Here is a 21,971-nt window from a genome sequence, read left to right as displayed (position 1 = left end):
CCGCACACCGCCGACGCCCTCCGCCCCGGACCCCGCGCACGTCCTGCCCGCGTCCCGCCCGCGTGCCGGCGTTGCTGTGGTCAACTTCCGTCCATGGAGGCAGTCCTGGCGAGTGTCATAGCCGTGCTCGGCACGGTGTTGGGTTCCGGAGTCACCCATGTGTTCCAGCGGCGGTCCACCGACCGGAGCGAGCACTTCGCCCGGGCGGAGAAGCTGCGGCAGGAGCGGATCGACGCGTACTGCTCCTACGCGGGGGCGCTGCTCAACTACCGCCGGGTGCTGATCCACCGGTGGTTCGTCACCCACGAGAACCGGCCCGACGAGGACACCCCGGAGCTGCGGGAACACGTTTACGAGATGCGTTACGCGGCGCAGGAGGCGATGTTCCGCACGCAGATGCTCTCGGACGACCCCGCGCTCGTGGAACTCGCCGAGCGATTGATGAGCCACGTGACCGAGTTGCACAAGGCGGAGGACCGCGCCCGGCTGGACGACATCCGCGAGCGGACCCGGCAGGGCGTCCGCGACTTCATCGCCGCCGCGACGCCGCACGTCCGCTGAGCGAGCCGGCCCGCCGGGACCGGTCCCGCCGAACAGCGCGTATGCATGTCATCTGCAGTCGCGTTCGGAGGTGTCCGAGGTGTCGAAGAACACCGTCATACTCGCCGTGGTCGGGATCGTGCTGGCAGCCGTGACCGCTCTGGCCATCGTGCTGAAGCAGACGGCCCCGTCCGGCAGCGGTGACGAGGCCGAGAAGCCGGGCCCGCCGCGGGTCTACGCCTATATGAAGGTCGACTTCGGCCAGGACTGGACACAGACGCGCAGCGAACTGGTCGCCATGAACGGCACCAAGCGGATCGGCCGCGCCTCCTTCGGCTGGATCGGCACCCATCCAGCCTTCACCACCGACGGTCGCTATGTGTTCACCACGATCAGCGACCGCGTCCTGGCCATCTCGGCCACCACCGGCAAGGTGACGAAGGTTCCCTGCGCCGGATGCCAGGACCGCTCCCTGAAATGCCAGTGCCAGACGGTCGTACCCGTCGGCGCCGCCAAGGTCGCCTGGCTCGACAAGGGCAACCACCTCGTCATCGCCGACCTCGCGGCCAAGGCGCCGACACCACGGCGAACGGCCACGACGGTTCCCACCTGGCGCAACATGTGGGACGAGGCGGCCCCGCAACTGCTCGCCGGCACCGACGGCGCCGTGCTGGCCGCATATACGGACTCGTTGTCGACCAAGACCGGACCGGTCTACCTGGTGACGCTGGACGGCGGGCCGCGCCGACTCGCCCCGCACCGGCCGGACTCCGTCGAGTCGGCCCAGTTCAGCCCTGACGGCACACAGGTGGCGCTGGCAGGTGACGAAGCCGAATCCTGTGCCACGGTCACTGTGGTGAACGTCAGGTCCGGCGAGGGCAGGACCCGCCCGGTCAAGGCCGCGGAGGGCGCGAAGTGCCACGCGCGCGACGGATACGTCGGCGAGATGTGGTGGGACCCCGATGGCGCCCTGAACGTCTACTTCCAGCCCGCCGAGAAGGAAGAGACCATGAACGGCGTGCAGCGCCGACTGGCGGGCGATCGTTGGGTCGCCGCGAACGCCGCACCGGCCAGCCAGGCACACCGCCTGGCGGCAGGCGCCACGGCGGTTCTCAGTCATCCCGGTGTCCGCGACCGGGACTTCCTCTACGTCGAGATCGGCGGCCGGTCCACCAGGGTCGCGCGAGAGGTGAACCGCGTCATCGTCCCCACACGCTAGGACGGGCGAGGAAGGCCTGCCAGGCGGAGGCGGTGAAGTGGAGACGCGGGCCGTCGGGGTTCTTGGAGTCGCGGACGGCTATGCCATGGCTGATCTCGGCGCACTCGACGCACTCGCCACCCTGACCGCTGCTGTAACTGGACTTGGTCCAGGCGGCTCCGCCGAGGGGGGCGCACTCGACGCACTCGCCACCCTGGCTGCTGCTGTAGCTGGACTTGCGCCATGTGCTGGTCATAGCTCCTCCAGGAGTGAGGCGATCAGCTCACACGAGTCCTCCGGCGAGAGCGCGGCGGCCCGCAGAAGATCGTAACGGAAGCACGCTTTCTTGAACTCGTCCGGGTGAGCCAGCACTTGGGCGGTCCCCACGCCTTCGCTGTAGACCAAGTCCGCGCCCTCGTCCATGGTCAGGAGGGTGAAAGAGCCGTCCATCGATACCGTGATTCCCGCGCTGAACGGAAGGATTTGAACAACCATCTTGGGGTCGTAGCGGTAGTCCAACAAGTGCTGAAGTTGGACACGCACCGCTTCCCCACCGACCGGACGGCGGCGAAGTGCGGCCTCATCGATCACTACCCAGACATCCGGCGCGCTCGCCCCTTGGAGAATGCTCTGGCGCTCCATCCGAGCCGCGAGGGCGGCATCCAAGTCCTCGTGGCGACCCGGCGCGAGCATGGCGCGGGCGAAGTCTTCCGTCTGCACCAGGCCGTACAACACCTGCGCTTGATACGTACGGATCGCCGTAGCACCCGCCTCGAAGTCAACCATGTGGCGGAACGCGTGCGGCAACACGAACCGGCTCACCAACGGCCACATCCGCGTGAAGAACCCACCCGTCCCGAACACCTCGTCGCAGCGCTCCGCGAACTCCAGCGTCGGATACCGCTTCGCCGCCTCGATGTACCCGACGAGCGCGCCGGAGCAGTACAGCGCCTTGCCGAGGTCCTGCTGGGACATGCCCGCCTTCTCGCGCTGCAGGCGCACCTCCGAGCCGAAGAAGGCCAGCGGGGACTGGGACGGGTCGAGGTCGTTGGGATTCGGCACGGCTACCCCCTCACACAACAGTCGCTGCCGTCGGCGACCAACTCATTGCCGAGAGTAATCGAGACCACTGACAGTGGACTCGTGAATGACGCAAATGACCCTGGACTTCACATCAGCCGCATGCTCCTCCCCCACGCGCCCAAGGCAGCGGGCAACGCCCGACGCCACGTCCGCGACGTCCTGGACACCTGGCGCGTGGACGACGAGCTGGCCGAATGCGTCGAGGTAGTGGCCAGCGAGCTCGTGACGAATGCGGTGCGGCACGCCGGGCAGGCCCATGGCGTGATCGCCCTGACCACGCTGCGCAGCGCACAGCGGCTGCGGCTGGAAGTCGACGACCCGGACCGTCGGCCGCCGGTCTGGCCCGACGGGCCCGTGCCCGAGAGCCAGGAGCGAGGGCGGGGATTGGTGATCGTGGCGGCGCTCAGCAAGGACTGGGGGCATCACACCAGGCCGTTGCGAGGGAAGGTGGTCTGGGCTGAGTTCGCGGTGCCGTAACGCTCACGGGAGTCCGCAGCCGGTCCAACGAGCAAGTGCTGCAAGGGGGTACACGTGGATCTTGGTTCAGTGATCATTGCAGTAGGGTCCGAGATTCCAGGAGGGTGGCATGACTGTTGTGACCCGCTTGATCACGCACGCCGATCTGGACGTCGGTGCTACGAGCGCTCGTCAGATGTCGGTGTCGGCACGGCTTGAGGCCGTACTTGCGGACGGCCGCAGTTTGGTGTTGCTCAACGATCGCGGCTGGAGCTCCTCAGGCCCAGCGGATATCCGGGCGCGGATCTCGGTCGAGGACGTCGAGAGGACGGCCCGGATGGTGGTCGGGCCGGACGAGCCGTTCGACGGCAAGACAGATGAGCAGATGGCGGCCGACCACTGGGGCGCCCTGGCCAGCATCCTCGGGCAGCAGGGTGTGGCCGTGGACGCGCAAGAGCTGGAGCGGCTGCCGCATGACGTCGTGCTCAGCGAACGTCTTCGAGCATGGATTGCCTGAGAGGCTCGACGCCAGTCACACAATCCCGTGATGGGAACCGTGCCCGGCGACGCCGTACGGCCGTACCTGCCAGAAGATGACAGGTATGGCTCCTACGGTCGCCTCCATGAGCGACTCCCTCCCCCGTATCACCCCCGCCCAGCGCCGCGCCCGCCTCGGACGGCGGCATCTGCTGGCGCCGTCCGGGCGGGCGGCCTCCGTCGAAGCCGTGGCGGACGCGGTCGTCGGGCTGCACGCGACCGATCCGGCCACCGTCTATCTGTCCGCGTGCGCGCGGCTGCGGGAGCCGGGGGCCGGGGAGGTGGAGCGGGCGCTGTACGAGGATGTCTCGCTGGTCAAGCTGTTGAGCATGCGGCGCACGATCTTCGCCGTGACGACGGAGCTCGCGCCGGTCGTCGGCTCGTCGACCGCGCGGGCCATCGCCGCCAAGGAGCGGGCCACGCTGTTGAAGCATCTGCGGGAGCGCGCCGAGGACCACTGGGACGAGGCGCGGCTGGCCGAGGCGGAGAAGGCGGTGCTGGCGGCGGTGGCCGAGCGGGGCGAGGCGACGACCGCCGAGGTGGCCGAGGACGTGCCCGCGCTGCGCGAGCGCATCGTGATGTCGCCCGGCAAGCCGTACGCGGCCCGGCAGACGGTCGGCAGCCGGCTGCTCCGCCTGCTCGCCTCCGACGGCCATCTGCGCCGCTGCCGCCCGCGCGGCTCCTGGACCAGCAGCCTCTATCCCTGGGCCCTCGCCCCGCCGCTCCCCGAACTCCCCGTCCGCGAGGCGAAGGCCGAGCTGGCCCGCCGCTGGCTGGCGGCGTACGGGCCCGCGACCGAGGCCGACCTGAAGTGGTGGACGGGCTGGACGGTGACCGACACCCGCCGGGCGCTGGCCGACATCGGCGCGCAGGGCGTGGCGCTGGCGGAGGGGCCGGGGTACGTGGTGGCGGGGGATGTGGCCGGGGACGGCGAGCCGGTGGCGGACGACGAGCCCTGGGCCGCGCTGCTGCCCGGCCTCGACCCGACGGCCATGGGCTGGCAGGCCCGCGGCTGGTACCTCGACCCCGACCATGTGAAGCCGCTCTTCGACGGCAGCGGCAACATCGGCCCCACGGTGTGGTGGAACGGCCGCGTCGTGGGCGGCTGGGCCCAGCGGGCGAACGGCGAGGTGGTCTGGCGCGCGCTGAGCGACGTGGGCCGGGAGGCGACGGCCGCCGTGGCGGCGGAGGCGGCGCGGCTGAGCGGATGGCTGGGGGAGGTCAGGGTCACGCCCCGGTTCCGTACGCCGCTGGAGCGGGAGTTGGCGGCATAGATGTGGCGCGCTTCTCGCGGCTGTGCCCCGCCTCAGCCCGTTGTCCCGGTCGCCAGCTCACACGCGCGCGCGTACTCCCGCACCAGCGGGCGGCGGTCGTCGGCGCGCCAGGCCAGGGCGAAGCGGCTGGGCGAGATGCCCCTCACCGCACGGGTGACGACTCCGCCAAGGGTGATCAGCGGGGCGTTCCCGGCCGCCAGCAGGACCACTCCGAGACCCGCGACGAGCGCCTCGTACGTCTCCTCGGTGCTCGCCACCTCCGCGCCGATGAGTGCCGGCTTCCCGCCGCGGTCGTCGGTGGCGAGCCAGTAGTCCCGGAGGGGCCCCGCGCTGTCGGGCAGAGCGAGGAACGGCTCGTCCAGCAGGTCGGTGAAGTCGATGATCTCCCTGTCGGCGAGCGGGTGAGTATCGGCCATGGCGACCAGGCGGGGTTCCTCGGCGACCACCACCCACCGGTAGCGGTCCGGATCGGGCAGCGGTAGCCAGACGAACGCCGCGTCGCACGTGCCGTCGGCGAGCCCGGCGGTCGCGTCGTCCCAGGGGACCTGGCGAAGTCTGAGGCGGACGTCAGGGCGCGCGGCGGTGAAGCGGGAGCGGATCGCCGGCAGCACGCCGCCGCGCCCCGGGCTGGTGCTCATCCCCACGACGAGGACGGCCGCCTGGTCGGCCACGATCCGGGCGGCTGTCTCCTGGGCCGCCTCCCACTCGGCGAGCATGCGCTGAGCATGCGGCAGCAGCGCCGCACCGACCGCGCTCAGGCGCACTTCGCGCCGGTCGCGCTCGAACAGCTCGGCCCCCACCTGTTTCTCCAGCGTCCTGATCTGCTTGCTCAGCGCGGGCTGCGAGACGTACAGCCGCTCGGCTGCGCGCGTGAAGTGCAGCTCCTCGGCCACTGCGGCGAAGTACCTCAGGTCCCGTCCGTGAACGTCCATAACCATCGGCTATCACAGCAGGTCTTGGACGTGCAAACGGTGTGCCTCGCAAGGTGGTGCACGCATGGATCGCCGAGAACAGCGGATCACCCGACACAGGGAGAAGATCATGAACAAGGTATGGCTGGTCACCGGGGCGAGCAGCGGGTTCGGCCGGGCGATCACCGAAGCGGCGGTGGCCGCAGGGGACATCGTGGTCGCCGCCGCCCGCCGTACCGCGCTGCTCGACGACCTGGTCGCCGCGCACCCGGACCAGGTCGAGGCCCTACCGCTGGACGTCACCGACATCGCGGGCGTCCAAGGCGCGGTCGACGGCGTGGCGGCCCGGCACGGCCGGATCGACATCCTGGTCAACAACGCCGGACGGGGCATGGTGGGGGCGGTCGAGGAGACCACCGACGCGGAGCTGCGGGGCCTGATGGACCTGCACTTCTTCGGCCCGGCCGCGCTCACCCGGGCCGCGCTGCCGCATATGCGCCGCCGGGGCTCGGGCGCCATCGTGCAGCTGACCAGCATGGGTGGGCGGTTCGCCTTCGCCAAAGGCGGCGCCTGCTGCGCCACCAAATTCGCCCTGGAGGGGCTCTCGGAGGCATTGGCCGCCGAGGTCGCCCCGCACGGCATCCGGGTGCTGATCGTCGAGCCCGGCGCGTTCCGTACCGGCTTCGCCGGCACCGCGGCACTGCGGCCCTCCGCGGCTGCCCTGGACGCCTATCAGGACACCGTGGGCCCCGTCCTTTCCGGGCTGCCGGACGGAATCGGCCAGGAACCCGGGGACCCGGCCAAGGCCGCGGCCGCCATCCTCACCGCTCTGGACGCCGACGAGCCGCCGCTGCGTCTGCCGCTCGGCAACGACGCCGCCGACGCGATCACCGCGCACCTCGACCGTGCCCGCACCGAACTCGGCTCCTGGGAGAAGCTCACCCGCTCCACCGACTTCGACGACTGATGGTGGGCTCTCGTCATCAACTGTCGCCAGTTCTCGGAGTAGCCCAGCCGGCTGGTGACCTCATGTGATCGCCAGCGGCGTGCGGCTTCAGGTCCCGCCGATCTCCTTCATTGACCAAAGTCAGGGCCTTCGAGTCCGCTGATAGATTCCTGCGGTGAGCGAGCAACTGCCCAGCGGCGGCATCGAGCTGTCACCTGAGGAGATCGAAGCCCTCCACGCCAGGTGGTCATCCTGTTGGACCCCGAGTGAGGTCGCACAGCAGTTGGCCGGGATCAGCACTCCCTGGTACGTGGCCGCGGGCTGGGCGCTGGAGTTGTTCCGCGGCAGGCAGACGCGCGCGCATGGAGACATCGAGATCGCGATTCCGGCCGCAAGCTTTCCCGAGGTCCGCAACCGCTTCCCCGGATACGTCTTCGACGCAGCAGGCAGCGGCCGGATCTGGGAGGACGTCACACCGGAGGTGCTGGCCGCAGTACATCAGACATGGCTGCGCGATCCGGCCACCGGCAACTACCTGCTCGACGTGTTCCGCGAACCGCACGACGGCGACACCTGGATCTGCCGACGCGATGAGAGGATCCGGTTTCCCTACAGCGACATCATCCACCACACCCAGGACGGCATCCCGTATCTGGCGCCCGAACTGGTCCTGCTGTTCAAGGCCAAGCACGCACGCCGGAAGGATCAAGCAGACTTCGACGCGACCGTCCCGCATATGACCTCGGCTCAGCGCGAGACCTTGGCCGAGCTACTCACCCGCGCACATCCGGAACATCCCTGGCTCGCGGATCTTCAGCCCCCGCTTCGTTCGGTTTCGGACTGAAGCGCACAGCTCGAAGAGGTCCTCGGTACTGGTTACTGGTGGACTCTCGGAGCGCGGACAACCGTTGAACCTTACCGCTTCACCACTCTCCGTGACTCGCATCAGATGCGAGAAAACCGCATCCTATGCGAGTCGGCGGCGGAGCCCCAGGTCAGCCCCCTGCACGGGCCGCCACGAGACCCGAACGAAAACCGGCGCTCAGCATCTGTCGGCCCTGTGGGCTCCTGACGGGACGTCGGGCGCGGGGCGATCTTGAAGTCATGGTGGTAAGGACGGCTATTCAGTGGGGGTGAGTGGGCGGTAACGACCCGTGCTGTCGGAGTGACCGTGCAGGGTCGGTCGACGGATAGGCTCCTGGCATGGACGTCGGTGTAGAGATCATTCGGGAGGCGAGTCAGGAACTCGTCGACGCTTTCGACAGGTTGCTTCCGCAGTTGTCTTCGACCGCCAAGCCCCTCGACTACGAAGCGATCGACCGGATGGTGACCTGTGATGCCAACACAGTGCTCGTTGCACGGAAGCCTGACGCGATCATTGGCACCCTGACGCTGGTGTTGTTGCCCTTGCCGTCCGGCTTGCGGGCCCGCATCGAAGATGTGGTCGTTGACAGCGTGGCGCGAGGCCAAGGGGTCGCGGGCCTTCTCACTCGGGAGGCCCTGCGGCTCGCCCAGGAAGCGGGCGCCCGGACCGTTGATCTCACCTCCCGACCGGACCGTGCTGCGGCGAACCGGCTGTATGAGCGTCTCGGTTTCCAGACCCGACAGTCCACGGTCTACCGCTTCACGATCGACGAGTAGGCGAGGTAGTCGGTGCCCGCTCGCTCCGCGTAGCGCATCCGCGGTGGTGGCGCTGACGCCGAGCGCGTCCGCGAGGACGGAGGGCGGGGCAGGGGAAGGTCATTGGCCCTCGGGACGTGTGCCCAGACACCGGGGCGGCGCGCCTGTCCTACGGCCAGGCCCGCGCCCTGCTGGACATCCACGCCGCCACACAGGGCCCGGGCATGGGCTGGGACCTGCACGAATACCGCCACTCCGCGCTGACACACCGGGGCGAGGCCGGCGCGTCGCTGCTGATGCTGATGGCCAAGTCCCGGCACCGCAAGCCGGAGAACCCGCGCCGCTACTGCAAGCCGTCGCCGGACGCCATCGCCGAACTCACCAGCCTGCTCGCGCCCGGCGACACACGCCGAGGCGGGGGCACGTGACCGAGCCGGCCGACCCTTCGATCCTGATCATCCCGACCGACCCGAAACCACCGAGCCCTGGAGTTGACATGGCTGACATGATCGTGCCCGACCCCGCCACGCGGGACATTCTCGCGGCCTTCGAACGCACGCGATCCCGGCTGTTCGAGCGCCTTGAGGGCCTGACCGACGCCGAGTACCACTGGGAGCCGGTCAGCGACTGCATCAGCATCCGCCCCGGCGACGACGGCGTCTTCCGCGTCGCCACGCTCGTTCCGGAATCGAGTCCGGAGGCGCCGGACCCCCTCACGACGATCGCCTGGCGCATCTGGCACATCGGCAGCCTCTGCCTGCGCGGCTATGTGATCCACTTCTTCGAGGACGTCCCCGAGTTCGGCGACCGCCACGAGTGGCCGGGCACCGCGAAAGAGGGCGTCCAGGCGCTCGCCGAGGACTGGGAGCACTTCATCTCCCGTATCGCAGCCCTCGGCGACAAGCGCCTGTTGGCGCCGATCGGCCTGGGCCCCGGCGGTTGGGCCGATGAGACCTATCTGAAGCTCGCGCTGCACGCTCTGGTCGAGGTCGCGCATCACGGCGGCGAGATCGGCCTGCTGCGCGACCTGTACCTGCGCGAAGGCGTCTGATTTCGGCGGTGGGCGACCTTGTCCGGCGGCCGTGTGCCGCCAGACAACGGCCGGGGTCGGCGGCTATCTCCTTCCTCCTGGTCTACTCATCGGCCGCGTCCGGGTCACGCAGGGGCCTCATACCGCCGGGCAGGTCGGGGAGCCGGAAGGAGTAGCGGCCCAGCATCTCCTTATCTGGACACCTTCGAGTGACGCCTGAACCGGCGCCGTTTCGCGGCGGCCGGGCTCGTGCTGACGGCGGGCGCGACACTGACGCTGCCGCGGGACGGGCGCCGGGGTGCGGGGGCGTGCGCCGGGTGGTGGGTCACGGCAGGAGGCCACGGCAGCCGGGCCTTGAGGGATGCGTGATGGGCGTGCGGGGGATAACCCCCTCCTCCGGGTCCACCGATCGGCGGACGGCAGGTTCAACCTGACGCCTCTGTCCGCCAAACGCCCTGCTCAGCAAGGCTTTCGGGCATGAACTCACTCACTGTGCGCGTGGCACGCTGGAGCGCGCGGCACCCCTGGCGGGCGATCGTCGGATGGCTGGTGTTCGTGGCGTTGTGCCTGGTCGTCGGCGGAGCCGTCGGCACCAACAGCGCCAAGACCGCGGACTACCGCGTCGGCGAGGCGGGCCGGGCCGAGGCCATGGCGGCCGAGGGGCATCTGGAGCGCCGCTCCACCGAGCAGGTGCTGATCTCCGCCCGTTCCGGCGCCTTCGACAAGCAGGCCGACAAGCAAACCGCCGAAGCGGCCGCGCGGGACCTCACGGCGCGGATGAAGCAACTGCCCGAGGTCGCGGGCGTAGCCAGGCCGCTGTGGTCCGGCGACGGCCGGATCCTCATGGTCGAGGTGTCCCTGAAGGGCGAGGAGCGGGACGCGAAGGACAAGGTCGACGCGCTGGTCGCGCAGACCGCGGCCGTCCAGAAGTCCCGCCCGCGGCTGCTGCTCGAGGAGACCGGCTCCCCCTCCGTCAGCAAGGGGGTCGACCAGCAGCGCAGCGATGACCTGGCGCTGTCCGAGGCGATCACGCTTCCGGTCACGCTGATCACGCTGCTGATCGTCTTCGGTTCGGTCGTCATGGCCGCGGTGCCGCTGCTGCTCGCCCTGTCGTCGATCGCGGCGGCGATCGGCCTGTCGATGGTGGCCTCGCACCTGTCCCCCGACGCCGGGGTCGGCACGAACGTCATCCTGATGATCGGCCTCGCGGTCGGCGTCGACTACACGCTCTTCCATCTCAAGCGGGAGCGCGAGGAGCGGGCCCGCGGCGGCGGCCGGTTGAGCACCGAGGCGCTGGTGGAGCTGGCGGCGGCCACCTCGGGCCGTGCGGTCGTGGTGTCGGGGATGGCGGTCGTCGCCTCCACCGCGACGCTGTATCTGGCCTCCGACGTGATCTTCTCCTCGCTGGCCACCGGCACCATCGTGGTCGTCCTGGTCGCCGTGGCCAGCTCCCTGACGGCGCTGCCCGCGCTGCTGGTCGTGCTCGGGAAGCGGGCGGAACGCAGGGCGCGGCGCCGGGCGGAGCGCGGCAAGCCGGCCCGGCGGACGCGCGGCGAGGGCGGCGGCCGGATCTGGGCGGCGCTGCTGCGGCCCGCCGCCCGGCACCCCCTCGCCACGCTCTGTGTCTCGGTGCTCGCCCTGCTCGCCCTCGTCCTTCCGCTGACGGGGCTGAAGATCACGGAGATGAGCCGGGACACCCACTCCCGCGAGATCCCCGCGATGCGGGTGTACGACCGCCTCAACGAGGCGTTTCCCGAGCAGAGGGTCACGCACGACGTGGTCGTACGCGCCGACGCCTCGCGCACCCAGGAGGTCACCGGGGCGCTGCGCAGGCTCGCCGGACTGGCCGACCGCGATCCGCTGTTCGCCGACGGCTCGCTGATCAGGACGTCGGCCGACCACCGGGTCAGCGTCCTGCGGCTGAAGGTGCCGTATCTCGGCAACTCCCCTCAGGCCTACGACTCCCTCGACCACCTGCGCCACGACTACCTGCCCGCCACCGTCGGCCGGATCGAGGGCGCGGAGTACGGCGTCAGCGGTGACGTCGCCCGCTACGCCGACTATCCCGCCCATCAGAACGGCAAACTGCCGCTGGTGATCGGCGCGTTGCTGCTGGTGACGTTCGCGATGACCGTGTACGCCTTCCGTTCCGTGGTGCTCGGCCTGATCGGTGTCGTACTGAACCTGCTGTCGGCCGCGGCCGCGCTCGGGCTGCTCGTCCTCGTCTTCCAGGGCACCTGGGCCGAGGGGCTGCTGGACTTCCACTCCACCGGCTCGATCGGGTCGCGGGTCCCGCTCTTCCTCTTCGTGATCCTCTTCGGACTTTCCATGGACTACCAGGTGTTCGTGGTCAGCCGGATCAGGGAGGCCGCGCTCGCCGGGGTCCCCACGCAGCAGGCGGTCCTCGACGGGCTCCGCACCTCGGCGAGCGTGGTCACCAGCGCCGCGGTCGTGATGACGACGGTCTTCGTGAGCTTCGTCTTCCTGCACATCATCGAGATGAAGCAGATCGGTTTCGTGCTGGCGGCGGCCGTGCTGCTCGACGCCTTCGTCGTGCGGATCATGATCCTGCCCTCGGCCCTGCTCCTGCTCGGCGAGTCGACCTGGTGGCCGTCGCGGCCGGGGCGAGCGGCCGCGGCCGTGCCGGACCGTGCGGCCCATGGACAGCCGGTGGTCGACGTACGTTGATCGGTATGACTGCTCTTGCCGGGCCCTCCGCCGACGTCTTCTGGGCCGCGTCGCTGCGCCGCTGGAACGCGGTGTGCTGGGTGCTGTTCGCCGCGATGGCCATCGGGCTCGCCGCGATGGACCGGCCCGGCGGGAGCAGGTACGGGGCGCTCGCGCTGCTGGGCTGCGTGGCGCTGTGCTACGCGCTGCTCGACCGCTTCCCCGGCAATCCCGTCGTACGGCCGCATGTCTATCTGTCCGTGCTGGTGCTCGCGCTCGGCGGGATCGCGTATCTGCGCGGCAGCTATGCGGCGCTGTTCATGGTGACGCTGCCGCACTACTGGATGTTCGGGCGGACCCCCAGGGCCTCCATGGGGTTCCTGGGGCTGGCGACCGCCGCGACGCTGGCGGGGACCTGGCCCCGGCAGGGCTGGTCGCTGGAGTTCTTCAGCGAGACGCTGGTGTCCACCCTGATCGTCGTGGCCGTGGGGGTCCTGATCGGCCTGTGGGCCCACTCGGTGGTCGCGCAGAGCACCGAACGGGCCCGGCTGATCGTCGAGTTGGAGCGGACCCAGGCGGAGCTGTCCGAGGCGCACCAGCGGCAGGGGGCGGTGGACGAACGGGAGCGGATGGCGCGGGACATCCACGACACCCTCGCGCAGGGGTTCGCGTCGATCGTCGTGCTGGCGGAGGCGGCCCGGGCCGGTCTCGCCTCCGATCCGGCGCGCAGCGCCCAGCAGCTGCGCTCGATCGAGTCGACGGCGCGCGAGAACCTGACCGAGGCGCGGGAGCTGGTGGGCTCGGCACAGCAGCGGGACGGTGCGGCGGCCGGCTCCGTGGCGCGGACACTTGGCCGCATCCTCGACCGCTTCGCGGAGGACACGGGGCTCACGGTGGCCGCCGACCTGGCGGACGTCGCATGCGACCAGCAGACCCGGATCGCGCTGCTGCGCTGTACCCAGGAGTCCCTGGCCAACGTCCGTAAACACGCACAGGCGTCCACGGTCGGGGTAATGCTGACCCGCCGGCCGTACGGGGTGGAGCTGGAGGTCACCGACGACGGCTCCGGTTTCGTCCCAAAGGAGTCGGCGGGGTTCGGACTGGTCGGGATGCGTAAGCGCCTGGCGGAGCTGGGCGGCCGGCTGACGGTCACCAGCTCGGTCGGCGACGGCACGCGGGTCCTGGCGGTGATACCTGTGGAGATGCCCAAGGACGGCGACGGCGACAGCGGGGGCAGCGACGAGATGCGCGAGGGTACGGGATGACCAGCGAACGAGTCCGGGTGATCGTGGTGGACGACCACACCGTGATGCGGGCGGGCGTGGTCGCCCTGCTCGCCGGCGAGGACGGCATCGAGATCGTCGGTGAGGCGGGGGACGGCAGGGCGGCGCTCGAACTCGTCGAGCGGTACGCCCCCGATGTCGCGCTCATCGACCTGCGGATGCCGGTGCTCGACGGCGTGGGGGCGACCGCCGAAATCGTCGTCCGACACCCGCGCACCCGGGTCCTGATCCTGACGACGTACGACACCGACCGGGACATCGAGCGCGGAGTGGAGGCCGGCGCCATCGGCTATCTCCTCAAGGACACCACCCGCGAACAGCTCGCCGACGCGATCCGCTCGGCGGCACGCGGCGAGACCGTCCTCGCGCCCCGGGTGGCCGAGAAGCTGTTCGCGCGCATGCGCCGCCCGGCCCAGGACCCGCTGACAGCGCGCGAGACCGACGTTCTGGGCGCCGTGGCCGACGGCCTGACCAACGCCGAGATCGGCAAACGCCTCGTCATCACGGAGGCCACGGTCAAGACCCATCTCCTGCGCCTGTTCGCCAAGCTCGACGTGAACGACCGGACGCGCGCGGTGGTGGTGGCCCTGGAGCGGGGACTGCTGCGGCGGCCTTAGCGGGGGCGACTCCGAAGGTGCCGGGCGGGCTGTCGGACCCGTCTGTGACCATGGACCGGACTCCCCAAGTCCCCTGCTGTGGAAGGTCCGATGGCCACCGATCTGTACGGCATCCGCGTCCTCGACGTCGCGCCCGACGAGTCGCGCGTCCGGTTCCGCGTCTTCGTCGTGTACTACGACACGGAAAGCCGGACCCACGCCTCGCTGCCCGACGATCCGAGCTTCTTCTTCACGCTGCTGTGGGAGGCGACGCACCACCTGCCGATCAGCTCGCTCCACCCGCTGCGAATGGTCGGCGTCGACCAGGTGCTCGATCCCGAGTGGGTCGCCGCCCACACCCATCGGTACGTCCGGCGGATCGAGCGGATCGCCACCCGCAACCACCCCGTGGCCGAGGCCGATTGGCAGCGCCTTCACGACTTCTACTACGAGCGTGACGGCCGCTGGAAGCACGAGGATCTGCTCGTGCAGGCCGACTACGACGTCGAGGTCACCGACCCGCGCTGGCTGGGGTCGCTGAGCCCCGGCCATGGCTGGGCGACCACCTTCTACGCGATCACGGCCGACCAGGTGCTGGAGGAGGACGCCCCCACGGTGCTGGACCTGCGGCGCCCCGCGGTGACGCTCGACCCGTTCCCGGGTGAGGGAGACGACGACAGCACCCCCAGCGACCTGGCCTTCTCGGACGACGGACGGTATCTCGCGGTCACCAGCCAGGCGTGCGAGCTGGTGGTGTTCCGCACCGACGACTGGAGCGAGCACGTCCGCGTCCCGTACAGCTCCCTGTGGGGCCAGGACATCCAGTGGGTGCCCGGCACCCACCAGATCACCAAGCGCGTCAGATGGGGCGGCGGGGCGGAGGACGCCGCCGCCGCGACCCGCGCCTACGACGTCGACAGCGGCGCCGAGGTGGATGTCCCCCCGCAGCCGCGGGAAGCCCGCTCGCGCACCGGCCGCTACCGGGCCGACACCGGCTTCGGCCGCTACCGCGCCGATGGCGGCTACGGCGGCTTCACCGGTTACGGCGCCTGGGTCGACGTGCTGTGCTCGTCCGGCGCATCGCCCCGCCGACTGCACCTTCCGAGGGGGAAGGCGCGGGCCGGAAGCGTCTCCTTCACCGGCGACGAGACCCGGATGTTCGTCGGCCAGGGGGGCGATGTGCACATCCTGGATCCGGAGACCGGACGCGTCCTCACCACGCTCGCCGGAATCCGGTCCGACGCGATCGTCCGGCCGGACGGGGCCTACCTGGTGACCGGCGGCGGGAAGGGCCCGTCCGCCGACGAGACCGAGGCGGACGAGCGGATCGACCTGTGGCGGGTCTCCGACGGCGCGCTGCTCATGCGCTGCCGGACAGAAGACGGCGACATCCTCCCCGCCCTGGGCTGGTCGCCGGACGGCAGCATGCTCGCGGTCTCGGTGATCACCGGATCCCAGGGGTACGGGGGCGAGTTCCGGATCTACCGCGCCGGGGCGCCCGTCGGACCCCCGCAAGAGGCGAACCCGACGGTCGAAGAACTGCGCAAGCTCGCCGACGACGCCCTGAACGATGGCGACACCCTCTTCCTGTACGACCAGCTGATCGAGCGCGAAGAGGACCCCGCGGCCCTCGCCAGGGTGTACCGGAAGAAGGCCGATCTCCTGCGGGAGAGGCGGGACGGCCTGCCCGGCGCCGCCGAGGCGTACCGGCGGTCGATCGAGACCGGCGGGGCGACCAACGCCATGCACGCCTCCTACTCCCTCGCCTCGGTGCTGGTCACCCTGGAGGACTTCGACGGCGCCGTGGAGGCCGCCCGGACGGCCCACCGCATCGCCGCCGGGCGTGAGCTCGACCAGAAGGAGAACCGGAAGACCCTGGCCGAGATGGTGCTGCGCCTCGGCGACATGCTGCGCACGCGCGGCGGCGACGGCGACAACGAGGAGGCCCGCGCCGCCTACCAGCAGGCCCTCGATCTCGAGGTGAAGGGGCCCGCCTGGGCGACCCTCGGCCTCGGCTGGACGGCTCTCAACCTGGGGGACGCGGAGACCGCCGAGACGTACCTGCTGCGCGCGGTGGAGCTGGCCGGGAGCGATCTCCGCACGAAGGGCTACGCCACCATGCTGCTCGGCCGCATCGCCAAGGGCCGCCGCGACCTGCCCGGCGCGCTGAAGTGGTACCAGATGGCGTTCAAGGCCGACAGCATCCACCGGCCGCTGGCCACCGGCCATCTCGGCGAGCTGCACTACTGGCTGGGCGACCGCGACGGCGCCCGCACCTGGTACGAGCGGCTGCTGAAGGCCACCCACGAGCCCGAGCTGGTGGCCGAGGGCGCCTTCAGGCTCGGTGAGATGGCCGCCGAGGACGGCGACCGTGGGCGCGCGGGCGAGCTCCTGGAACGAGCCGCCGCGACCGGAAGCGGGGAGTTCGCCGGGCAGGCACGGGAGCTGCTGGGCGGGCTGTCGGCGGACACCCCCTGACGGGTGGGGGGTTACATACGGATGTGGGGGTGTTAGGGACGGATATTGACGCCCTTGTGACGTCTGCGCACGATAGGAGGCCCTTTCACACGCTCCCCCGCGGAGGTTCCCATGCGATTACGCACCTGGGCCGCCGGCCTCGCGGCGGCCCTGCTGACGCTGGCTCTGTCCCCCCCCCGTCCGCACAGGCGGACACCGATCCCGGTCCGCCCCTGGAAACCCCGGTGGCCGTCGAGACCCTGCCGAGCCTGCTGAGCCTCCCGCTCGACCTGCTGCTCCACGGCCGGCCGTGGGTTCGCGAGGAGCCGCCGCTGCGGCCCTACGCGCGCTGACCGGGCGGAAGCGCGGAAAAGCGGAATAGAAGCCGCCCCGCGGCGGGGGTCCACGGGGCGGCAGCTTGGGGGGTGGCGGCGCTGAGCGGCTAGGTGGTGACCTTCCAGGTGCGGGAGTCGGTCAGCAGTTTGCGCAGGGCGGGGTCCTTGACCGCCTTGGTGTTGTCCGTGGCCTTGGCGGTCACGGTGTGCGTGCGGCCGTCGGAGGTGATGCCGAGGGAGGCCGGGGTGACCGAGCTCTTGCCGCGCGCGGCGGTGACCTCGGTGCCGTCCACGGACCATGTGACGGACGCGGAGGCCGGGAAGGTGACCTTGATGGTCGCGTCGCGCTTGACGGCGGTGTCCGTGCCGGTGGTGCTGGCGATCGCGCTGGCGTGCTGGTAGAAGCCCGCGATCATCGCCTCGCGGCCGGGGAGGCTGAACTCTCGGCCGAGGGTGCGCATGATCGAGTTCTCGGTGGGGCGGTTGATGCCCTTGGGGTAGTAGCGTCCACCCTCGTACGCCCCGACCGTGCCGCCGTCGGGCGAGGTCTGGCCGATCCAGCGGTACCACTTCTTCTGCTGCGCGGTCAGCTGGGCGGCGGTCAGCTTGGTGGCGTTGGACTCGCCGGGCTCGGCGCCGGTGTAGGTGCCGTAGTCGGCGTAGAAGTACTCGTCGGCCAGCTTGCCGAGGGAGTGGCCGGTCTCGTGGACGGCCACCTGGTCGGAGTCGGCGTGGTCGGAGGAGGCGGTGGCGATGCCGTCGTAGCCGACCTGGGAGGTGAGGGTGTAGCCCGCGCCGCCGTACTTGGTGGAGTTGGAGAGCACGACGACCAGGTCGGCGTCCGGGGCCTTGGCGGCGTACGACTCGACCTTGTCGGTGTCGACGCACAGCAGCCGCTCGATGTCGTCGCACCAGAAGTACGACTTCAGCGCGGTGTCCTTGACGACGTCCTTGCCCGGGTCCCCGGAGACGCCGGACTGGTTGGAGACCGCGTCCACCGACCAGACGTTGAACAGCTCCCTGTAGGAGGCGTACGGCTCGACGGCGGACATCTGCTCCCACTTGGACCGCAGGTCGGTGTGGAAGTCGCCCTGCTGGGCGGCGGTGTAGCCGTCGCCGATGAAGACGACGTCGAGCTTGTCGGCCACCGGGCCGGTCTGGATGACCGAGCTGACGTCGCCGTCGGCGGCGGTCTCGGAGGCGGACAGGGCACGGTCCGCGCGGGCGATGCGGTCGGGGGTGGCGGCCGGGACCTCGGTGTGGCGGGGGTGGCCGCCGGGGCGGGTGAAGTACTCGACCTCGTGGGTGAGGTCGGCGCCGTCGGCCGCCGCGGTGCGGGCGGGGGGCGGCGGCGGCTCGGGGGTGGCCGACGCCGTGGCGGCCAGGGCCGCCGTCAGGACGAAACCGCCGGCGACGGCTGCGGTGCGTATGGAGAAACGTCTGGGCAGACGTCTGCGCACGGTCAATACCCCCCGAACTCAACTTCGTAAGCAGCCAGTTAAGCAGGATTAAGTCGCCGCTCAACCTAGGGGCTCGGAGCGCGATTCGGCAATGGGAATTAGGGAAGTCGCCAGTAATCGTCAGCAGTTGTCAGTAGTCACCGACGTCCCGTGAACACCGGCCACAGTGTCTCAGACGGCGTCTCACCATGTGTTTCGGGGCATGCCGCGGACCGCTCCCGGCCGGGAGCCGTATGGTCGAGCGGTACGTCGAAGTGGTGATCGGCGAAGAGGGGTCCTGACCGACGGACGGTCGCCGCCTCCCGCTCGGCCGGCCCCCCTGATCCATCACCTCGACATGTTTCAATCCTCGCGTAAATGGACTTAACTCGGCGCTTGAGTTGCGGCCGAGGAGAAGAGGGCACGGTGGGCGAGAGAAACGCCGGGGACGTACGAACGGCCGACGGAGCCGCGGAGATCGGGCGCCGGGTACTCCGGCTGCGTACGGAACGCGGACTCACCCAGCGGCAGCTGGCCGAGCCCGCCTACACCGCCGCGTATGTCTCCACGCTGGAGTCCGGGAAGGCACGCCCCTCCGAAGCCGCGCTGCGCCACCTCGCCGAGCGCCTCGGCATCAGCTACGAGGAGCTGACCACGGGCCGCGACCCGCACGACGCGATCCGGCTGCGGGCCGGGCTCACCGACGCCCGCAGGGAGCTGGCCGCGGGCGACGCGAAGGACGCGGCCGCGCTGTTCGAGGAGCTGATGGCCGAGGCGGAGCGGCTCGGCTTCCGGGACGAGCGGGCCACCGCCCTGGTGGGGCTCGGCGACTGCGCGCAGGAGGTCGGCGAACTGGCCGCGGCGCGCGCCCACTACGAGGCGGCCGAAGAGCTCCTGGCCGACGAGCCGCTGCCCCGGCGGGTCCCGGCGATCCGCGGCCGCGCCGTGGCCCATTTCCTCTCGGGCGAGCTGCGCTACTCCTGCTACCTCCTGGAGAGCGCCATCGACGAGCTCAACGCCTCGGGCCTGCACGATCCGAACGCCCTGCTGCTGCTCTACACCGCATCGATCGCCCCGTACATGGACATGGGGGCGCACGGCCGCGCCGCACGCTCCGCCGAGTTGGCGCTCGCGCTGGCCCCCAGCGTGGACGACCCGGGGCTGATCGCCCGGCTCCACCGCGGCGTGGCCCGCACGCTCATCGCCGAGGGCCGCACCGCCGAGGCCGACGCCTCGCTGGCCAAGGCGCAGGAGCTGTACGAACAGTTGCGCATCCACACCGACCTGGCCCACTGCCACTGGATGCGCGGCTACGTCCACGCGCAGGACGGCAACCTGGAGCGGGCGGAGCGCGAACTGTGCATCGCGCGGGACATGCTGGCGTCCAAGCGGGCCGCGCTGTACGTGGTGCAGGTGGAGGTGGAACTGGCGGACGTGCTGCGGCGGCGCGGGCGGACGGCGGAGGCGGAGGCGCTGCTGCTGCCGCTGCTGAAGCGGTCCACGGGGGATGGCGGGGCGGATGCCGATCAGGCGGGAGGCGGTGTCGCGGCGTCCGGGCTCACCGCCGAGGCCGGCGCGGTGCACGCGGGCGGGGCACACCGGCTGCTCGGCCTGATCGCGGAGGAGCGCGGCGAGGCGGCGACAGCCGAGGAGCACTACCGCGCGTCCCTGTCCCTGCTGGAGCGGACGGGCGCGGCCGGCGACCTGGCCGACCTGTGCCGGCTGCTGGGCGATCTGCTGCGGCGGGCCGGCCGCACCGAGGCGGCGATGGACGCGTACCGCAGGGGCCTGGGCCACCGCGCGGCCCCCGGCACCACCACCCTGGGCCCCGCCCCGGCGGAGCCGCCGGTGTGAGCGGAATGCGAGCTGAATGCGAACCAAGGGAAACGGCTGCCGTTTCGGGCTCCGGCGGAGCATGGGCCAAGTCGGTTCCAGCTACGACAACGCCCGACGGCGTCACAGCGTCAAGGGTACGGTGGGCAGATGATCAGCGGACCCACAAAGGTCGGCACCTCATGAAAGGGGATCACCTGTGACACAGCACCGAGGCACGGAGCTCCCCCTGCCCGTCTTCGACGTGTCCACACTGGATTCCGGCTCTGCTTCCGAATCGACCGAATCCACACGCGTTTTGGTCGATCAGCTCCAGCACACAGGCTGTGTCTACCTCGTGGGCCACGGCGTTCCCACCGAAACGATTCACCGCGCTTTCGAGGTGTCCAAGCGCTTTTTCGCCCTCTCCCATCAGGTACGGATGTCGGTCGCCGACCTGAATTCTCCTCATTTTCGGGGCTTCGTTCCGTCTCGAGGTGAACACACCAAGGGTCCTACCGACGCGGATCGGCGTGAGCAGTTCGTGATAGGCCCCGAGACGGCTCCGCAACCACTGGCTCCGGAGGCACCCTGGCGACAGCTGATCGGACCGAACCAGTGGCCCGACGCACTCCCCGAGCTGCGACCCGTGATGCTCGACTGGCTGGGCGAACTCACCACACTCAGTCATCGGCTGCTGAGCGCGATCGCAACGGCCCTCCACGGTCGCCCGGACTTCTTCGACGGCTTGGTCGCGGGCAATCCCAACCACCGTCTCAGGACAAGCCACTACCCGGCCGGCACCGCCGGCTTTGATGACAATGGTCTGGGCGCCCACCGGGATCACGGTCTGTTGGCCCTCATCGCGCAGGACGACGCCGGGGGGCTCCAGATGGAAGACGGCCACGACGGCTGGGTTGATGTGACACCACTGCCCGGTGCGCTCGTGGTCAACCTCGGCGAAACACTTCACGTGGCGACGGGCGGCCGGCTGCCCGCCCCCGTGCATCGTGTGATCACCCCGCCTACAGGCGTCGAACGGTACTCATTCGCTTTCGCTTTCAACCCCCACATCGAAGCCCTGACGAAGGACACGACAGCTCCACAAGGGGCGGCCACGACAGAGCACTACGGCCGACGCGTCCTGGCCAGGTGGCTCCAGTCCTCTCCGCATATCGCCCGCCGCCACTTCCCCGATGTGGACCCGGGTGCGCTGTTGACCAGCTGAGTGCTCAGGGCTTGGGGGGTGACGCTGGAGAAGAGGCGTCACCCTCGACACCTGCGGCCACTCTCGTTCGTGGGTTGTGTGAGAGGTCGATCCACCTCGAGAAGTGGCTGCGAAGGTCTTCGTCCATCGCCAGCAACGAGTCGACTGTTCGCTTGAGAGTCCGGGCACTTCGCTGATCCGCCGGGTCGAATTTGCGGCGCAACATCGGGTGACGGAGCCACATGTGCAGGTAGAGGTCGTCGAGCCCGGACGGATTCAGCCGCTCGGCGAGCTCGGCCAACTGTGATTCGTCCCGCTGAAACGGCTCGGAGTTCCTTGGGTGTGGCTTTTCCTCGGGGAACGAGTCCGCGTTCTTGAAGGTGACACGACACTGGTTCAGATAGGCGACCGGGACTCCCTTCCGCAGGCAGAAATTAATGGCCTGAGAAATACTGTCGATGATCGGCTCGCCCTTGTCGTGCAGGGAGGTGTTGCACAGGATCGGCACACCCGTCGCTTCGACGAAAGCGGACAGCACATCGTGGATGAACGGGTTCTGCTCTCGGTTCACCGTCTGGAC

Annotated in this window: 20 protein-coding genes and 1 pseudogene; 16 read left to right on the top strand and 5 right to left on the bottom strand. The window is 70.2% G+C overall.

The features are described from left to right. Positions 1 to 93: 93 nt before the first annotated feature. Positions 94 to 561 (top strand): hypothetical protein, encoded by a 468-nt coding sequence (locus PV419_RS17340; RefSeq protein WP_319689582.1) that lies wholly within the window; start codon positions 94 to 96, stop codon positions 559 to 561. A 79-nt stretch (positions 562 to 640) separates the two neighbouring features. After that, positions 641 to 1,759, top strand: coding sequence for a hypothetical protein (locus PV419_RS17335; RefSeq protein ID WP_319689581.1), 1,119 nt, complete (start codon positions 641 to 643; stop codon positions 1,757 to 1,759). On the opposite strand, the gene PV419_RS17330 is transcribed toward PV419_RS17335, so the two are convergent. After that, entirely contained in the window at positions 1,740 to 1,994 is a 255-nt protein-coding gene (locus tag PV419_RS17330) for a DUF397 domain-containing protein (RefSeq protein WP_319689580.1), read from the bottom strand. The genes PV419_RS17335 and PV419_RS17330 overlap by 20 nt on opposite strands. Then, the gene (locus PV419_RS17325) at positions 1,991 to 2,800 is read right to left on the bottom strand and encodes a helix-turn-helix transcriptional regulator (RefSeq protein ID WP_319689579.1); all 810 of its coding nucleotides are present in this window, start codon (positions 2,798 to 2,800) and stop codon (positions 1,991 to 1,993) included. Before PV419_RS17325 ends, PV419_RS17330 begins: the two co-directional genes overlap by 4 nt. 120 nt (positions 2,801 to 2,920) lie before the next feature. On the opposite strand from PV419_RS17325, the gene PV419_RS17320 reads away from it, so the two are divergent. The 3 genes from PV419_RS17320 (at position 2,921) to PV419_RS17310 (ending at position 5,088) form a co-directional block, all read left to right on the top strand. Continuing rightward, a complete protein-coding gene (locus PV419_RS17320; RefSeq protein ID WP_319689577.1) occupies positions 2,921 to 3,298 on the top strand; it encodes an ATP-binding protein in 378 nt (125 codons plus the stop codon). A gap of 109 nt (positions 3,299 to 3,407) precedes the next feature. Further along, positions 3,408 to 3,794 (top strand): hypothetical protein, encoded by a 387-nt coding sequence (locus tag PV419_RS17315; protein ID WP_319689576.1) that lies wholly within the window; start codon positions 3,408 to 3,410, stop codon positions 3,792 to 3,794. 106 nt (positions 3,795 to 3,900) lie between these two features. Beyond that, on the top strand, positions 3,901 to 5,088 hold the full coding sequence (locus PV419_RS17310) for a winged helix DNA-binding domain-containing protein (RefSeq protein WP_319689575.1): 1,188 nt from the start codon (positions 3,901 to 3,903) through the stop codon (positions 5,086 to 5,088). Between the two features lie 32 nt (positions 5,089 to 5,120). Here the strand turns inward: PV419_RS17310 and PV419_RS17305 are convergent, their stop codons facing one another. Next, positions 5,121 to 6,026: a LysR family transcriptional regulator gene (locus PV419_RS17305; protein WP_319689573.1), complete on the bottom strand. Its 906-nt coding sequence runs from the start codon at positions 6,024 to 6,026 to the stop codon at positions 5,121 to 5,123. 103 nt (positions 6,027 to 6,129) lie between these two features. On the opposite strand from PV419_RS17305, the gene PV419_RS17300 reads away from it, so the two are divergent. From PV419_RS17300 to PV419_RS17260, 9 genes and pseudogenes are all read left to right on the top strand, one after another. Next, positions 6,130 to 6,966: an oxidoreductase gene (locus tag PV419_RS17300; protein ID WP_319689571.1), complete on the top strand. Its 837-nt coding sequence runs from the start codon at positions 6,130 to 6,132 to the stop codon at positions 6,964 to 6,966. A gap of 154 nt (positions 6,967 to 7,120) precedes the next feature. After that, positions 7,121 to 7,789, top strand: a complete 669-nt coding sequence (locus PV419_RS17295) for a nucleotidyltransferase domain-containing protein (RefSeq protein ID WP_319689569.1) — start codon at positions 7,121 to 7,123, stop codon at positions 7,787 to 7,789. A gap of 359 nt (positions 7,790 to 8,148) precedes the next feature. After that, a complete protein-coding gene (locus PV419_RS17290) occupies positions 8,149 to 8,586 on the top strand; it encodes a GNAT family N-acetyltransferase (protein WP_319689567.1) in 438 nt (145 codons plus the stop codon). 77 nt (positions 8,587 to 8,663) lie between these two features. Then, positions 8,664 to 8,993: pseudogene (locus PV419_RS17285) on the top strand (site-specific integrase); the annotation flags it as partial. Positions 8,994 to 9,061: 68 nt separating this feature from the next. Beyond that, a complete protein-coding gene (locus tag PV419_RS17280) occupies positions 9,062 to 9,616 on the top strand; it encodes a DinB family protein (RefSeq protein WP_319689566.1) in 555 nt (184 codons plus the stop codon). 456 nt (positions 9,617 to 10,072) lie between these two features. After that, positions 10,073 to 12,283 (top strand): MMPL family transporter, encoded by a 2,211-nt coding sequence (locus PV419_RS17275; RefSeq protein ID WP_319689565.1) that lies wholly within the window; start codon positions 10,073 to 10,075, stop codon positions 12,281 to 12,283. Between the two features lie 5 nt (positions 12,284 to 12,288). Beyond that, positions 12,289 to 13,527 (top strand): sensor histidine kinase, encoded by a 1,239-nt coding sequence (locus PV419_RS17270; protein WP_319689563.1) that lies wholly within the window; start codon positions 12,289 to 12,291, stop codon positions 13,525 to 13,527. After that, positions 13,524 to 14,162 carry a response regulator transcription factor gene (locus PV419_RS17265; RefSeq protein ID WP_319689561.1) on the top strand — a complete coding sequence of 213 codons (639 nt, stop codon included), beginning with the start codon at positions 13,524 to 13,526 and terminating at the stop codon, positions 14,160 to 14,162. Before PV419_RS17270 ends, PV419_RS17265 begins: the two co-directional genes overlap by 4 nt. Positions 14,163 to 14,252: 90 nt before the next feature. Beyond that, positions 14,253 to 16,619 (top strand): WD40 repeat domain-containing protein, encoded by a 2,367-nt coding sequence (locus PV419_RS17260; RefSeq protein WP_319689560.1) that lies wholly within the window; start codon positions 14,253 to 14,255, stop codon positions 16,617 to 16,619. Between the two features lie 421 nt (positions 16,620 to 17,040). Here PV419_RS17260 and PV419_RS17255 read toward each other — a convergent pair whose 3' ends face one another. Next, positions 17,041 to 18,393, bottom strand: a complete 1,353-nt coding sequence (locus tag PV419_RS17255) for a M64 family metallopeptidase (RefSeq protein WP_319689558.1) — start codon at positions 18,391 to 18,393, stop codon at positions 17,041 to 17,043. 405 nt (positions 18,394 to 18,798) lie between these two features. On the opposite strand from PV419_RS17255, the gene PV419_RS17250 reads away from it, so the two are divergent. Together PV419_RS17250 and PV419_RS17245 are read left to right on the top strand one after the other, a co-directional pair. After that, positions 18,799 to 20,226 (top strand): helix-turn-helix domain-containing protein, encoded by a 1,428-nt coding sequence (locus PV419_RS17250; RefSeq protein WP_319689555.1) that lies wholly within the window; start codon positions 18,799 to 18,801, stop codon positions 20,224 to 20,226. 178 nt (positions 20,227 to 20,404) lie between these two features. After that, the gene (locus tag PV419_RS17245) at positions 20,405 to 21,412 is read left to right on the top strand and encodes an isopenicillin N synthase family dioxygenase (protein WP_319689554.1); all 1,008 of its coding nucleotides are present in this window, start codon (positions 20,405 to 20,407) and stop codon (positions 21,410 to 21,412) included. Between the two features lie 4 nt (positions 21,413 to 21,416). Here PV419_RS17245 and PV419_RS17240 read toward each other — a convergent pair. Next, a partial coding sequence (locus PV419_RS17240; protein WP_319689552.1) for a carbamoyltransferase C-terminal domain-containing protein occupies positions 21,417 to 21,971 on the bottom strand: 555 nt, incomplete at its 5' end.

The sequence above is a fragment of the Streptomyces sp. ME19-01-6 genome (assembly GCF_033793745.1).
Classification (GTDB): Bacteria; Actinomycetota; Actinomycetes; order Streptomycetales; family Streptomycetaceae; genus Streptomyces.
The sequence above is the reverse complement of the archived record's forward strand: the minus strand, read 5'-3'. Positions and strand labels throughout refer to the sequence as shown.